This is a genomic window from Mesorhizobium sp. P2_D5 (assembly GCF_056404355.1).
The window spans coordinates 188,069-201,570 of sequence record NZ_JBFUEE010000004.1; the positions used below are offsets into that span (position 1 = coordinate 188,069).

Annotated in this window: 13 protein-coding genes and 1 tRNA gene; 9 read left to right on the forward strand and 5 right to left on the reverse strand. The window is 61.2% G+C overall.

All coding sequences use genetic code 11. From position 1 onward, the window contains the following. The first annotated feature begins 17 nt into the window (after nucleotides 1-17). On the forward strand, nucleotides 18-698 hold the full coding sequence (locus tag AC1DYW_RS18560) for a DsbA family oxidoreductase (protein ID WP_477227212.1): 681 nt from the start codon (nucleotides 18-20) through the stop codon (nucleotides 696-698). A 38-nt stretch (nucleotides 699-736) separates the two neighbouring features. Here AC1DYW_RS18560 and AC1DYW_RS18565 read toward each other — a convergent pair whose 3' ends face one another. Beyond that, on the reverse strand, nucleotides 737-1,165 hold the full coding sequence (locus AC1DYW_RS18565; RefSeq protein WP_477227213.1) for a hypothetical protein: 429 nt from the start codon (nucleotides 1,163-1,165) through the stop codon (nucleotides 737-739). A 597-nt stretch (nucleotides 1,166-1,762) separates the two neighbouring features. Between AC1DYW_RS18565 and AC1DYW_RS18570 the strand changes: the two genes are divergently transcribed. Both AC1DYW_RS18570 and mgtE read left to right on the forward strand, forming a co-directional pair. Then, entirely contained in the window at nucleotides 1,763-3,655 is a 1,893-nt protein-coding gene (locus AC1DYW_RS18570) for an ABC transporter ATP-binding protein/permease (protein WP_477227214.1), read from the forward strand. Nucleotides 3,656-3,926: 271 nt separating this feature from the next. Then, on the forward strand, nucleotides 3,927-5,291 hold the full coding sequence (mgtE, locus tag AC1DYW_RS18575) for a magnesium transporter (protein ID WP_477227215.1): 1,365 nt from the start codon (nucleotides 3,927-3,929) through the stop codon (nucleotides 5,289-5,291). A gap of 69 nt (nucleotides 5,292-5,360) precedes the next feature. Here mgtE and gor read toward each other — a convergent pair whose 3' ends face one another. The 3 genes from gor to rpiA all read right to left on the reverse strand — a co-directional run bounded on the left by gor (nucleotide 5,361) and on the right by rpiA (nucleotide 8,195). Further along, nucleotides 5,361-6,752 carry a glutathione-disulfide reductase gene (gene gor, locus AC1DYW_RS18580; RefSeq protein ID WP_477227216.1) on the reverse strand — a complete coding sequence of 464 codons (1,392 nt, stop codon included), beginning with the start codon at nucleotides 6,750-6,752 and terminating at the stop codon, nucleotides 5,361-5,363. A gap of 116 nt (nucleotides 6,753-6,868) precedes the next feature. Next, nucleotides 6,869-7,477 (reverse strand): DUF2059 domain-containing protein, encoded by a 609-nt coding sequence (locus tag AC1DYW_RS18585; RefSeq protein WP_457154959.1) that lies wholly within the window; start codon nucleotides 7,475-7,477, stop codon nucleotides 6,869-6,871. Beyond that, nucleotides 7,464-8,195 (reverse strand): ribose-5-phosphate isomerase RpiA, encoded by a 732-nt coding sequence (rpiA, locus tag AC1DYW_RS18590; RefSeq protein WP_477227217.1) that lies wholly within the window; start codon nucleotides 8,193-8,195, stop codon nucleotides 7,464-7,466. Before rpiA ends, AC1DYW_RS18585 begins: the two co-directional genes overlap by 14 nt. Before the next feature lie 390 nt (nucleotides 8,196-8,585). Here rpiA and AC1DYW_RS18595 point away from each other — a divergent pair, with 390 nt between their 5' ends. The 5 genes from AC1DYW_RS18595 to AC1DYW_RS18615 all read left to right on the forward strand — a co-directional run bounded on the left by AC1DYW_RS18595 (nucleotide 8,586) and on the right by AC1DYW_RS18615 (nucleotide 12,191). After that, a complete protein-coding gene (locus tag AC1DYW_RS18595; protein ID WP_477227218.1) occupies nucleotides 8,586-9,269 on the forward strand; it encodes a phosphoglycolate phosphatase in 684 nt (227 codons plus the stop codon). Nucleotides 9,270-9,402: 133 nt separating this feature from the next. Continuing rightward, nucleotides 9,403-9,477: transfer RNA gene (locus tag AC1DYW_RS18600), tRNA-Val, on the forward strand. A 414-nt stretch (nucleotides 9,478-9,891) separates the two neighbouring features. Then, a complete protein-coding gene (locus AC1DYW_RS18605) occupies nucleotides 9,892-10,566 on the forward strand; it encodes a peroxiredoxin-like family protein (RefSeq protein ID WP_457154210.1) in 675 nt (224 codons plus the stop codon). Nucleotides 10,567-11,089: 523 nt separating this feature from the next. After that, nucleotides 11,090-11,593 carry a hypothetical protein gene (locus AC1DYW_RS18610; protein ID WP_477227219.1) on the forward strand — a complete coding sequence of 168 codons (504 nt, stop codon included), beginning with the start codon at nucleotides 11,090-11,092 and terminating at the stop codon, nucleotides 11,591-11,593. Then, nucleotides 11,583-12,191, forward strand: a complete 609-nt coding sequence (locus tag AC1DYW_RS18615) for a hypothetical protein (protein WP_477227220.1) — start codon at nucleotides 11,583-11,585, stop codon at nucleotides 12,189-12,191. Before AC1DYW_RS18610 ends, AC1DYW_RS18615 begins: the two co-directional genes overlap by 11 nt. Nucleotides 12,192-12,414: 223 nt before the next feature. On the opposite strand, the gene AC1DYW_RS18620 is transcribed toward AC1DYW_RS18615, so the two are convergent. Further along, nucleotides 12,415-12,768, reverse strand: coding sequence for a hypothetical protein (locus tag AC1DYW_RS18620; RefSeq protein ID WP_477227221.1), 354 nt, complete (start codon nucleotides 12,766-12,768; stop codon nucleotides 12,415-12,417). Between the two features lie 451 nt (nucleotides 12,769-13,219). Here AC1DYW_RS18620 and AC1DYW_RS18625 point away from each other — a divergent pair, with 451 nt between their 5' ends. Beyond that, nucleotides 13,220-13,453 (forward strand): hypothetical protein, encoded by a 234-nt coding sequence (locus AC1DYW_RS18625; RefSeq protein ID WP_477227222.1) that lies wholly within the window; start codon nucleotides 13,220-13,222, stop codon nucleotides 13,451-13,453. Nucleotides 13,454-13,502: the final 49 nt, after the last annotated feature.

Here is a 13,502-nt window from a genome sequence, read left to right on the forward strand (position 1 = left end):
GATTTCAGGAGATCGAGATGAGTGAGCTGAACGCCATCACCGTCGACGTGGTGTCCGATGTCGTCTGCCCATGGTGCTTCATCGGCCAGAAGCGGCTCGACAGGGCGATATCAGCTGTCGGCGACACCGAGGTGCATGTCCGCTGGCGGCCGTTCCAGCTCGATCCGACCATTCCGCCGCAAGGCAAGGATCGCCGCGACTATATGCTGGCCAAGTTCGGCAGCGACGAGCGCATCCGCGAAATTCATGCCCGCATCGAGCCGCTGGGCGAAGCCGAAGGCATTTCGTTTGCGTTCGACGCCATCAAGGTGGCGCCGAACACGCTCGATGCGCACCGCCTGATCCGCTGGGCCGGCGCCGCCGGCGAAGCCGTGCAGAACCGGCTGGTGCGCCGCCTGTTCCAGCTGAATTTCGAGGAAGGCGCTGACATCGGCGACCATGCCGTGCTGGTCGAAGCGGCGCGCGAGGCCGGCATGGACGCATCCGTGGTTGCGACTCTTTTGCCGACCGAGGCCGATGTCGAGGCGGTTCGCACCGAGATCGCCACCGCGTCGCGCATGGGAATAACAGGCGTGCCGTGCTTCCTGCTCGAGGGCAAATACGCGGTCATGGGCGCACAGGATGCCGATACCCTGGCCGATGCCATCCGTCAGGTGGCCGCCGCCAAGGCGCGCGGCGAATTGGAAAAGGCCGGCTGAGACCGGCTGCCCCTGCCCTTATGCGGCGGGAGCCGGCGTCACTTCACGGTCACCTTGGCCTTGCTGATGAAAAATCCGTGGCCATTCGTGGCCGTGCAGGTCAGTCCCTTGGTTGACGATTCGCACGAGAATGGCCCTGCGCTCCAGCTTTTGCCGTAAGCGAGCTTGGTGACATCGCTGCAGCAAGGCTGCTCGCCGGGGTTCTTGATCAAAGTCGCCGGCCCCTTGGGTCCCAGGATGATGGTGACATAGCTCGGCGCGACGCGTGAGCAGCTGAGTTCCGGGCCACCGTCCTGCGGCTCATAGGTGCTGGTGCCGCCCTTCGGGGTGTAGATGCAGCCAATGTTGCCCGACGGCGTGTTGAACTCGATCTGGCCCTCAGCGCCCGCCGGAATGCTCTGCTCGGCGGCCTGCGCCAGGGGGTGCCAGGCAAGGAGGAACAGGGTTGCGGCTGCGCGTACAAGCATTGGAAGCTTCCTTGTTGGAGAACCGGACATGCATGGGTGCCGACAGTGCCCGGCAAGGTTCAATCCCGAACGAAGCAATTGTCAAACGCGGTTCCTGACTTCACCCAACGGGCTCGGATGTGCCGCCCGGCACGCCTGCCGCAACGACCGTTTCGGGTCACTTTTCTGCCTCTGGCGAGGTCACGAACGGAAGATTTTCGAAGATTCGGTCAGTCCGCAGTCAAGAAATTTACCAGTCAATTAGATTTTCGAGTTCACAAACCCGTGTGAAAGCCTTCCCTAAGGGAAACTTCACCGATGGCCCTCCCGCGTCCCTCAACAAATTGAAATCAATAGCAATATTCCGCTTTTGCCGATCCGTTTGACGGCGCTTCGACCCGGCAATCTGTTGCCTCATGGCAACGGTCGTCCGGGGTAATCCCTTTGGCCAGCTTTAAAAATTAATAGAAAATGATCAATTGGTGTTACCATCCGTAACAAAACAAAAATGGTTTGGGCGGGATCGTGATTCGGGTCGATAGACCAACGCAAGAGTCAGTACCGGAAAAAACACCTCGCGATGCCGCACGGCCATCGCTTCTGACGCCGGTATCGTCGATGCGTACCTTCTGGGGCCTGATGCGGGCCTACTGGGTCTCGGATCGGTGGAAGGAAGCCTGGACGCTGACGCTGGTGATCGCGCTGCTCACGGCGCTGTCCAGCAAGGCCGGTGTCTGGTTCGCCGAAGCCTCCGGCGAGCTGGTCAACTCGATCGCCTTCTTCCATGACGCAGCCAACACCACGCCGCTTCGCACGCTGCTGGTCAATGCCGGCATCCTCGTGCTGCTGGTCCTGCTCAAGGACGCCGGCTTTACCGGCATCCGCAATCTTGTCTCGGCGACCTTGCACCGCAAATGGCGTGGTTGGCTGGACAGCCGCTTCAACGAAGCACTGCTGGACAACAATCATACGCATTTTCATGCCCAGCATGCGTCGACCGGCAGCGGCGCAACGGCACCTGACAACATCGACCAGCGCGTCCAGGAATCCATCAAGGACATGACCGGCGGCGCCATCGGGCTCGCCATGGGCGTGCTGGGCGTCGCCACCTCGCTCTATTTCGTCGGTCAGAAGCTGCTTGAAAACTCCGTCGAGGTGAAGGGACTGGAGTTCCTCGGCAGCTATGGCAGCGCCGTCCTCGCTTTCCTGGCCGTCGCCACCTATGTGCCGCTGAACACCTGGATCGCGGTCAAGCTCGGCGGCCTGCTCGAGCGCCTCAACGTCAGGATGCAGCAGGCCGAAGGCAGCTACCGCGGCGAACTGACGACATTCCTGCGCCGCAGCTTCCATGTCGCGGCGTCCCAGGGGGAAGGCGTGCAGAGGACCATGCACGGCCGGCTCTATGTCGACATCGACGGCACATGGACGCGGCTGAACATCGTCAACACCGTCTACATGTCGTTCGAACTGATCTACAATTTCATTGGCGCCCGCATTGTCGCCTACGGGCCGGGCCTGGTGCCGTTCATCCACAATGGTCTCGATCTCAAGGGCTACATAACCGGCTCCGAGCTGGTCAATTCGCTGATCGGCCAATGTTCGTGGTTCATCCACGTCATGCCGGCCATCGCCACGCTGCGCGCCAACAGCCAGCGCGTGACCGAACTGGCCAATGCGATTGAGAACGTCCAGCATCCGCAGGAATTCTACAGCCAGACCGGCCGTTCCGACTTCCACTACGCCAGCCAGAACCCGGTTTTCGGCCTGACCATCCAGAAGCTCGAACTGGCGCATCAGGGCGAGGACGCAACCCCGTTCCTCAGCGCCGCCAATTTGCGCTTCCGGCGCGGCGAGTGGACGTTCCTGAAAGGCGAATCCGGTTGCGGCAAGACCTCGCTGATCAAGGCGATCAACGGCCTGTGGCCCTATGGCCATGGCACCATCGTCTTCCCCGAGGGCGTGAAGAGTTTCTATGCCGCCCAGGAGGTCAAGCTGCAGCAGGTGACGCTGAAACAGCTAGTCTGCCTGCCGGGCTCCGAGCACAATCATAGCGATGCGGATGTCGCGGCGGCGCTGTACAAGGCCGGCCTTGGCGACTTCATCTCGCATCTGGCCGACGCAAGCCGCGAAGGCAAAAGCTGGGACCAGGTTCTGTCGGGCGGCCAGAAGCAGAAGCTGGTGGTGGCGCGCATCGTGCTGCAGCAGCCGGGGCTGCTGTTCCTCGACGAGGCGACGGGCGCGCTCGACCCCGAGGGCAAGATCGCCTTCCACCAGGCCATCAAGGACAACTGCCCCGATGTCACGGTCATCAGCGTCATGCACGAGGCGGTGGCGCCGCGATCGCTGGCCGGCGCAGAATTCTACCATAGCATCGTGGCGATCGCCGACGGCGTCGCCACCAAGAAGCCCCTGGTTCCGACCCTGCCTGTCGAACTCACCACGATTCTTGTCCAGCCAAGGCCGGTCGAGGACAAGTGGCTGCGCTTCTCGCGCCGGCTGAAGCAGAAATGACGACCCGTTGATCTCGGCCAGCCGCATTGTGCGGCGGCCGCCGATCACAGTCTCGCGAGTGGTGCCATTCGGCACCGTTTTTCATCCTCACCACGATTGACTCGGCAAGGCGCGCACCTATCTTGCGCCGGCTTGCAGACAGTCAAACGCGAACCCGCAAGCGGAAAGGTCACAGCGCCATGCCTGGCGACAGTCACAGTCGAACGCAACAGCCGTCCGCCTAGACGTGACCTGAATGGTTCATGTCCTGCCGGACGGCAAGGAGTGAGCCATGAACGAATTTACCCCCGTAGCGAGCGACGAGGCCGTCGCGATCGCCCGTATCCTAGCCAACGATCACGTCGCCGACATTGTCGAGGCCCTGAACAGGGAGCCGCGAGAAAGCGCGACGGAACTGCTTTGTGAAGTGACGTTCGAGCGGCTGGTCGAGATCTTCGACCAGCCTGAACTCGACCGCGCGCCCGAACTCATGGAGGCGCTGCCGCGCGCCAAGGCGGGCAAGCTGCTCACCGCCATGTCGGAAGACCGCGCCGCCGACATCCTGCGCGAGCTGGACGAGCCGGGTCGTTCTGAGCTGCTCGGCGGGCTTGCGCCGCCCCTGCGCGCCACGCTGCTTGCCATTCTGGGTTATCCCGAAGGCAGCGCCGCATCGATCATGACGACGGAGTTCGTCAGCGTGCCTTCGGACTGGACCGTGGGCCGCACGCTCGACTACATCCGCAAGGTCGAGCGGACGCGCGAAACCGTCTACGCGATCTACATCGTCGATCCGCAGACGCATCTCCTGATGCGTTCGACCGGCCTGCGCCGGCTGATCACCGGGGAGCCGGAGGATTCGATCATGACGGTGGCGCCGGATCGCGCGCCGGTGACGGTCACCCCGCTGACCGATCGCGAAACCCTGGCGCAGACGATCTCGAAATACGACCTGCTCGCCGTCCCGGTCGTCGACCACGGCAAGATCCTCGGCATCGTCACCATCGACGACATCATCGACGCGATGATCGAGGAGACGACCGAGGACGTGCACCGTTTCGGCGGCATGGAGGCGCTCGACGAGCCGTACATGAAGATGAGCTTCCTCGCCATGATCAAGAAGCGGGGCGGCTGGCTGTGCGCGCTGTTCATCTCAGAGATGCTGACGGCCAACGCCATGCAGAGCTATGAGGGCGAGCTGGAAAAGGCGATCGTGCTGACGCTGTTCATCCCGCTGATCATGAGCTCAGGCGGCAATTCCGGCTCGCAGGCGACCTCGCTGGTCATCCGGGCGCTGGCGCTGCGCGAAATCGGTCTTCGCGACTGGTGGCGGGTGGCGCTGCGCGAGCTGCCCACCGGCCTCGTGCTTGGCGCTATGCTCGGCGTGGTCGGCATCGGCCGCATCGCGCTCTGGCAATATATGGGCTTCTACGACTATGGGCCGCATTGGCCGCTGATCGCCGCGACGGTCGGTGCAGCGCTGGTCGGCATCGTCACCTTCGGCTCGCTGTCGGGGTCGATGCTGCCGTTCGCCCTGAAACGCATCGGCTTCGATCCGGCCAGCGCATCGGCCCCGTTCGTCGCCACGCTGGTCGATGTCACCGGGCTGGTGATCTATTTCTCGGTGGCGCTGGTGATCCTGCGCGGCACCCTGCTGTAGCAATTCCCAGATCTCCGCCGTGGCAAGACCCTTGCCGCGGTGGAGAGCTGAACCCCGGCATTTGCCAGGTCAATCCATCCGCTTGCCGTCCTTCACGCGATAGGTCGGCTTGTACATGGTGACGAGCTCTTCCGCGGCCGTCGGATGCACCGCCATCGTGCGGTCGAAATCATCCTTGGTCAGCCCGGCTTTCAGCGGAATACCGAGAAGCTGCGCCATTTCGCCGGCATCCGGTCCCAGGATGTGCGCGCCGAGCACCCGCTTCGACGCGCCGTCGACCACCAGCTTGGTCAGCATCTTCTCGTCGCGGCCGGACAGCGTGTGCCGCATCGGCCGGAATGTGGCGCGGTAAATCTCGATGTCGGGGAAGCGTTTGACCGCATCATCCTCCGACAGGCCGACCGTGCCGATTTCGGGTTGTGAAAAGACGGCGGTCGCAATCGTGTCGTGGTCGGGCGCCGTCGGATTTCCCTTGAAGGCGGTTTCGATGAAACACATCGCCTCGTGGATCGCCACCGGCGTCAGCTGCACGCGGTTGGTGACGTCGCCGATCGCCCAGATGTTGTCGATGTTGGTGCGCGAGTATTTGTCGACGGCGATCGCACCGGTCTTGGTCATCTCCAGGCCGATGCCTTCCAGGCCCATGTTCTCGGTGTTGGGGATGCGGCCGATGGCCAGCATCACCTGGTCGACCGTCAGCACCTTGCCGCCGGTGACGAGTGCGTCGAGCCGGCCGTCCGGCCGCTTGCGGATCCATTCGGACACGGAATGGCAGAGGATCTTTATCCCCTTCTTTTCCATCGTCTCATGCAGCATACGCCGCAGGTCCATGTCGAAGCGGCTGAGGATCTCCTTGCCGCGGTAGACCAGCGTGGTGTCGACGCCGAGGCCGTGGAAGATGTTGGCGAACTCGACGGCGATGTAGCCGCCGCCTTCGATCATGATCGCCTTGGGTAGCTGCTTGAGATCGAAAGCCTCGTTGGAGAAGATGCAGTGCTCATGGCCGGGCAGCGCCGGATGCGGCGCCGGGCGGCCGCCGGTGGCGATCAGGATCTGGTCGGCGGTGACGGTGCGATCCTCGCCCAGAAGATGCACGACATGCGGATCGACGATCATGGCGCGCGAGTGAAAGGCCTCGCCGCCGGCGCCCTCGACATTCCTCTGGTAGATCGCCTCAAGCCGGCTGATCTCGCGATCCTTGTTGGCGACCAACGTCTGCCAGTCGAAACTCGCCTCCGGCACCGTCCAGCCATAGCCGGCGGCGTCGGCGAAATGCTCGGGAAATTGCGAGGCATAGACATAGAGCTTTTTCGGCACGCAGCCCCTGATGACGCAGGTGCCGCCATAGCGGTATTCCTCGGCGATGCCGACGCGCTTGCCGAGTGCGGCGGCGACGCGCGCCGCCCTCACCCCGCCCGAGCCGCCGCCGATGACGAAAAGATCGTAGTCGTAACCGGCCATCTGGCGGCTCCTCAAGCTTCAGAAATCCAGTGACAGGTAGGCCGCCAGGCAGCAAAAGAAAAGCCCGGACAAGCCGGGCTTCATCGATGGCCGCAAGGCCATTTGGAAACGCAAGATCAGTTCTGCGTGTCGTCTGCGGGAGCCGAACCGTCGGCGGGTGCGGCGCCATCGGCTGGTGCGGCTGCGTCCGCGGGCGCTGCGGCAGGGGCTGCCGGCGCCTTGGCCTTGGCGGCCGCAGCCAGCGTCTCGCCAACCTGCTGGGCGAGATCGCGCGCGAGGCCGTTCTGCCAGATGTCGGCTGCCTTGACCAGTTCGCGGGTCACGGTCGGGCCGCTATCCAGCAGCTTCTTGCCCGAATCGGAACTGTAGAAGGCGGCGATATCCGTCAGTTCCTTTTCGGAGAACACTTTTGCGTAGGCGAGTGCGGCTTCCTTCTCGAGGTCGGCGCGGCGCGAGGCCAGCGCCAGCGCCTTCTCGTTGATGGTCTTGCCGATCAGCTCCTGCATGTCCGGGTTCTTCTGGATGAGCTGCGATTCGAGCGCGGCTGCCGCCTGCGGCAGGATGTTGTCGAACGGGTCGGTCGCGTGGATCGCCGCGACCGCCGCGCGGGCGGCCTTCAGGTGCGAGTCCGTGACTTCTTGCGAAAACGCCGGCGAAGAGAAGGCGAAAACGGCCGTAGCCGCCAGAACGGCGCAAAGGCTGCGAACCCGGTTATGCAACATCATGATCGGTAGAACTCCCTGGTTTTCGGGCGGCATGGACAGTTTGGATACCGTCGCCGCCGGCGATGATGGCCGCTGACGCCAGCCCGATGAAAAGACCATGCTCGACCACGCCCGGAATGGCGTGGAGAGCATTCGAAAGCGCTCTTGTATCCGGAATGCGGCCAAAAGATGCATCGAGGATAAAATGGCCGCCGTCTGTAACAAAAGCCTGGCCGCCCGTCATCCTCAATGTGACCGGGCCGGAAAGGCCGAGCTTTTCAGCCGCCGCGCCGATCGCGATTTCGGTTGCGCGCAGGCCAAACCGATTGACTTCGATCGGCAGTGGAAAACGGCCGAGCGTCCCGACCATCTTCGACTGGTCGGCAATGACGATCATGCGCTGGGAAGCCGCGGCAACGATCTTCTCGCGCAGCAGCGCGCCGCCGCCGCCCTTGATCAGGGTCAGCGCCGGATCGACCTCGTCGGCGCCATCGACTGTGAGATCGAGCTGCGGCGTTTCCTCCAGCGTCGACAACGGCACGCCAAGCTCGCGGCAGAGCGACGCGGTGCGCTCCGAAGTCGGCACGCCGATGACGGTCATGCCGGTGGCGACCTTCTCGGCAAGCAGCCGCACGAACTCTTCCGCGGTGGTGCCGGTACCAATGCCGAGCCGCATGCCGTCGCTCACATAAGCGAGCGCTGCCCGCGCGGCTTCGACCTTCAACTGTCTTGCATCCATGCCGCTTGCTGCCCCGGAAATTCGCTGCTGGGCTCCTAGCATTTTTGCCGGTCGGGTCAAAGCCTTTGGCAGCGGCGTACGCCCTGGTGACGAGCAGCATGGCTGTTCTGCGCAACGCGCGGTCAGAGGCAATGCGTCAGGGATATCCGATAGGAATTTTTTCTTGACCTGGTGAAGGCAGCTATGCTACATATCTATTCATGGTGCTGATTTGCGCCAACGACCCGCCGCCATGGCGGGTTTTTCATTTCTGGCGGCAAGCCACGAAATACCCGGTCCGGCGGGGTTTGCTTGCCCGAACGACTCAGCCGGCTTGCCCCATCCCGCTTGCCTTGACGCGCCGCAGCCGCTATCGCCTGCCACTTGCATGAACTTGGCCCAGGACTGACCATGACTCGCCCGATCATCGTGTTCGACCTCGACGGTACGCTGGTCGATACAGCGCCGGACCTGCTCGACAGCCTGAACCACAGCCTTGCCGCCAGCCACATCGCGGCGGTCGATGAGGCCGGCTTCAGGCGCTTTGTCGGTCACGGCGGCCGCGTGATGATCGAACGGGCCCATGCCGCCCAGCAGCGATCCCTTGATGTCGAGGAGCACGACCGGCTGCTGAAACTCTTCCTCGACCACTACACCCTCAACATCCCCGGCAAATCGCGCCCCTACCCCGGCGTCGTCGAGGCCATCGCCCGCTTCGAGAACGCCGGCTATCTCCTGGCCATCTGCACCAACAAGTACGAAGCCAACTCGCTGGCGCTGATCGAGGCGCTTGGCCTGACGAAGCATTTCGCCGCAATCGCCGGGCAGGACACGTTCGCGTTCCGCAAGCCCGACCCGCGCCATCTCATCGAAACCATCAAACTGGCTGGCGGCGACCCGGATCGCGCGCTGATGGTCGGCGATTCGCAGACCGACATCGACACCGCCAAGGCCGCCGGCATTCCTGTCGTGGCGGTCGATTTCGGTTACACCGACCGCCATGTGCGCGAATTCGAACCCTCGGCGGTGATCTCGCATTTCGACGCCCTGACGCTAGATCTGGCGCAAAGGCTGATCGCCGCCGCGGGGAACTGACCGCAGCCGGCGTTACGTCGGAGACGGGTCCACAGGACAACAATCCGATCCTTGCCGGAACGCCTGACACCGCCTTGACTTCCCGCACCCGCCTCCCTTATATCGCGGCTCGCTTGGCCTTCGGGCAACGAGCGGGCGATTAGCTCAGCGGGAGAGCACACCCTTCACACGGGTGGGGTCGCAGGTTCAATCCCTGCATCGCCCACCAAACTCCCTCGGAAAGTCAGCAGCTTGCTAACATGTTGGCCAAGATCGGCGATCTTGGCCTTTTTCATTTCGCCACTATGTCGCCACCAATTCGACGATAGTTTTCGACACCGGCGTCGGGAACTGAGCAGCTGGCTTCGCCTCTTTCACGGCGGTATTTCGTCCTGAAGGCCCGAAATGCTCCGCTCGTTGGCAGGCTACACACCTATGATCGATTCCTTGATTGCCAGCCGTTTGCTTCTGCGCGCCAAGGAGTGAGGCTCCGTAAGGCGTACCTTCGGTGGCGCCTCAACGTCCGCCCATCTCTGTGCTACAGTGCAATTTCAACACGCACAGGAAGTGTGGCGAACACGGGCCGGAGCGGGAAGTACCGCCGCGCTTTCGTTGCTGGATTGACCCGCGAGGAGGATCAAGCATGTCTGACCGCGCCGACGTAGGCCCTCTGCAACTGGGAGAACGAGCGCCCAATTTCGTACTCGACGCAATTACTCGCGAGGGCAAGATAGCTATCGACGATTTCCGCGGCGAGAAGCCGGTGCTGGTTGGGCTGTATCGAGGTCTGCATTGTCCGTTTTGCAGGCGTCATATCGCGACGGTTTCGCTGCTCACACCAGCCCTTAACGCAAAGGGCATCGAAAGCCTCACGGTGGTGAACACGCCCATCGAGCGGGCGCGCCTTTATCTCCGGTACCATCCGATGGTTGGTTTGCTTGCTGCATCCGATCCGGAGCGCGTTTCACACCGCGCCTTTGGATTGCCCAATATGCAAATAACTGAGGGCGAGAGCGCATTGCCGCACAAGGTCTCGATGAGCGATGTGAAGGCGATGCGGCTCAACGTGCCGGGCGAAATGCCTGAGCCGATGGATCCGTTTGCCACGCTCGAATATCTGAACAAAAAAGACAATTACGATATCACTGAAGCGGACCAGCAAATGATGGCGACCGGCGTGGGCCAGCTCACCGGTCAGTTCCTGCTCGACCGCAACGGCGTCGTTCGCTGGACGTTCTCCGAGGTTTTCGATGGCGGCTTGGGCGCCCACCCGAACTCCGAGGCGATGATGTCGGTCGCGTCGCATATTGGTCAGTAGCGGTGCGGTGCGCTGAGCGGCTGCACGGATAGCAGATGTTGCAGTAAACCGCAGAAATGCGAGTTTCTCACCCTTCACACGGGTGGGGTCGCAGGTTCAATCCTTTCATCGCCCCCCAAAAACTTTCTCGAACAATCAACCTTTTACTAGCGCGTTGTCGGTAGGCGTTCTTCTTGTGTCGCCGCCATATGTCGTCACCGATCGACGAACGTTTTCAGCTTGGCGCCGCGCGCTGAGCTACTTTCCTTGCCTCTTCCAGGGCGGGTAACTGGTGTTCGATTCCCCTTTGGCGCACCGGGGATTGCATTTATTTAGCGAAATGGCTTTTGAACGGTCCGAATATCAGCCCGATATGCGCGCGCAGATTCGCCGGTTGATCTTGCCAGCCCAAGGTTTCCAACCCCATGTCCGCGATACCCTGCTTGCAGGCCCGCCGACCTTAAATCAGTTTATTGCTAGGCGATGTTGAGAGGTGCTATCTAGACACATGGATCGGCAATATACGTTTCGGACATGTGGGACGATGACAAAGAAGGGGTGGCCACTTTTAGCAATTGTATTAGTTGCAATAGTCTCCTTTTCGATCATGGCGTTTGTCGTGGCGTGGCCCGACGCCCCCTGCCCTGCCCAGAATCAGGTTAATGATTCGCTGAAACAGGTCGTCGACCTCCTGAACAGCATCTTGGATCTCGACATAACAATATGCACGGGAGTTATCGGCCTCTCCGCTGCACTCCTCCTTGGTATTCAGGGAGACGTTAAATTGAGAAGTGTATCCCTCACGCTCCTGTCGATCTCTATTCTGCTGCTGGCTCAATCTGTCCTCTATGCGATCATTTGGAGATTGGGAGTTGCCAACCTATGGTACAATGACGCTCTCAGTTGCATTGCTACTGATCCGCAACAGGCATCTTACAAGGCGCATTTTCTGGCGATGGGGTTGGGGATACTTTTATTCGCCGCTACGGTGATTGTCGTTGCGTTTGAACGTACCAATAACCTCACGGACGGCCAAAATGCTCGGTAGATTTCTCATACTGGTTGTTTTGCTTTCAATGGCAGCGTCAGATCTGAAGGCAGAAGATCTTAAGTATCGGGTATCAGCCGACGATTTCATAACGGAATGGGTAAATACGACAGGGATCATAGTAACGCCTCAAGCCAGAGACGTCGTTTGGAAAGCAATATCTGTAGGTATTGAATCTCAAGCTAAGGATGCAGGGCTGGATGCCGGCAAGGCACAGGCTTTAGCTGCGCTGATGGCCGATGCCGGATACGTTGCGGTCGTACCTGGGGGCGAATATGGATTTTGGAGTAACGGTACAAGTAAGTTTGCCGTCGGCAGTCTAAATGAGTTTGAATCTTTCGTTGCTGTCTCAAAGTATTCAAACGTTGTGAATATTATTTATAAGAGACCTAGGATAAAAATCCGAGTCAAGCCCATCCCACCGCGCGACTACAAAATTACCATCGATGGGCACCCGGTGGATTCTACCGAGCTAAGCGAATACGTCGTCAATGAGGGCACCGTTAGCGTGGTCGTGACGCGGAAGGATCGCAAGGATTGCCTTTGGGAAGGCGAGTTGGCATTGGGCGAGGTGAAAGACGTCAGCTGCCGCCTGTGAGCCACTTTCATCTGCTCGAGATCCCAGAACGAAACCTCGATGCGGTCATCGGCGCAATAGACCGTGTAGCGTTCCGGCTCCAGCGTCCTGCCTTTCTGCACGGGACGGGACTTCATCGAGCACCACCTGCCATTTGCCCGACAGGTCGCAGACTGCTTCGTACGTTAGCCACGGATGCGTAGTCGCAGTAATGGAAGTGGCGAGATAGCCGGGGAGTCCGCGATCAGCGCTTCATCGAGTGCAGGATGGCCTGCATGTGCTCTTCCAGGTCGAGTTCGCCCCGAGCCTCAGCGGTCAACAGGTACTCGGCCTTAGCCCGTCGGTCGCCTCGGCTGATCGCAGGATAGGAGCAGATGGCCAGCAATGCTTCCTGTTCAATACGGTCTGCCCTCTTGCATTCGTGGCTGCTACTGCCCGCTTGATGAACAACCCTGTAAAGCCCGGCATAGGTGGCTTCATGGGCTCCGATCAGCGACCGCAATTCGGGCGAGGCGCCTTCCCCTTCAGCAAGCGTCGGTTCAACGACCGAGGCCACGGCGGCGAACGCGAGAAGTGTACGGCGGGTGACTTCGGGCATGCCTCATATCCCTGCTGTCTGATCATGCGGGCACACCATAGCACCGGCGCAACGGTTCGGAGAGATGCTCTGGGACGCGACCATACTGTCTGCTGACAAAATGTTTTCGCTCCCGCAGATCGCCCTCCCGGGGCTGGCCGGTTGAGGGCCCTGAAAAACCGAAAGCGCCGCGCGTTGGGGGCCACAAGCCACCCCTCACTCCGCCTGCCGATCAACCCGGGGGCGACAACATCGCCCGCCGGGTGCCTTCGCGCTGTCAACCGCACCCTAGCGGTAAGTGTGGCCTTAAGTCGCAACAACTGGCTTCCGAAAGCAGGGCCTCGGGCTTCATTGACGCTGCAACCAACACCATATGGTGATCCACAGCCCTCCAAAACGAGAGAAGCTCGCCCTGACGCGGCGCATTGCGGCCGTCAGCCGGAGATGGCCATGAACTAGGAACCTGAAAATCATGCCTGAAAATATCAGATCAACTTCGAGAGACGTCCCCCTCATTCAGCTAGGCGTCTATCAGTGCCGCTTCCCGGTGAGCGAAGACGCGTCGGTACCCGGCGGTTACCGTTTTTGTGCTGGGCCAACTTCGGCGGATCGCGTCTATTGCGATCACCACCACAGCATCGTGACCGCCGTCGACCCTCGTCGAACCCGTTCAGGTCTCCACCCCGCTCAACGACGCGCCGCGTAAGTTAGGCGGGCGGCCTCCCGCGACCGCAAGCGCGACAAGGGGAGAAATT

Excerpts from the sequence above, each read along its gene's own strand:
- AC1DYW_RS18560 (WP_477227212.1), top strand. The coding sequence starts at position 18 with ATGAGTGAGCTGAACGCCATCACCGTCGACGTGGTGTCCGATGTCGTC.
- AC1DYW_RS18565 (WP_477227213.1), bottom strand. The coding sequence starts at position 1,165 with ATGCTTGTACGCGCAGCCGCAACCCTGTTCCTCCTTGCCTGGCACCCC.
- AC1DYW_RS18570 (WP_477227214.1), top strand. The coding sequence starts at position 1,763 with ATGCGTACCTTCTGGGGCCTGATGCGGGCCTACTGGGTCTCGGATCGG.
- mgtE (WP_477227215.1), top strand. The coding sequence starts at position 3,927 with ATGAACGAATTTACCCCCGTAGCGAGCGACGAGGCCGTCGCGATCGCC.
- gor (WP_477227216.1), bottom strand. The coding sequence starts at position 6,752 with ATGGCCGGTTACGACTACGATCTTTTCGTCATCGGCGGCGGCTCGGGC.
- AC1DYW_RS18585 (WP_457154959.1), bottom strand. The coding sequence starts at position 7,477 with ATGATGTTGCATAACCGGGTTCGCAGCCTTTGCGCCGTTCTGGCGGCT.
- rpiA (WP_477227217.1), bottom strand. The coding sequence starts at position 8,195 with ATGGATGCAAGACAGTTGAAGGTCGAAGCCGCGCGGGCAGCGCTCGCT.
- AC1DYW_RS18595 (WP_477227218.1), top strand. The coding sequence starts at position 8,586 with ATGACTCGCCCGATCATCGTGTTCGACCTCGACGGTACGCTGGTCGAT.
- AC1DYW_RS18605 (WP_457154210.1), top strand. The coding sequence starts at position 9,892 with ATGTCTGACCGCGCCGACGTAGGCCCTCTGCAACTGGGAGAACGAGCG.
- AC1DYW_RS18610 (WP_477227219.1), top strand. The coding sequence starts at position 11,090 with ATGACAAAGAAGGGGTGGCCACTTTTAGCAATTGTATTAGTTGCAATA.
- AC1DYW_RS18615 (WP_477227220.1), top strand. The coding sequence starts at position 11,583 with ATGCTCGGTAGATTTCTCATACTGGTTGTTTTGCTTTCAATGGCAGCG.
- AC1DYW_RS18620 (WP_477227221.1), bottom strand. The coding sequence starts at position 12,768 with ATGCCCGAAGTCACCCGCCGTACACTTCTCGCGTTCGCCGCCGTGGCC.
- AC1DYW_RS18625 (WP_477227222.1), top strand. The coding sequence starts at position 13,220 with ATGCCTGAAAATATCAGATCAACTTCGAGAGACGTCCCCCTCATTCAG.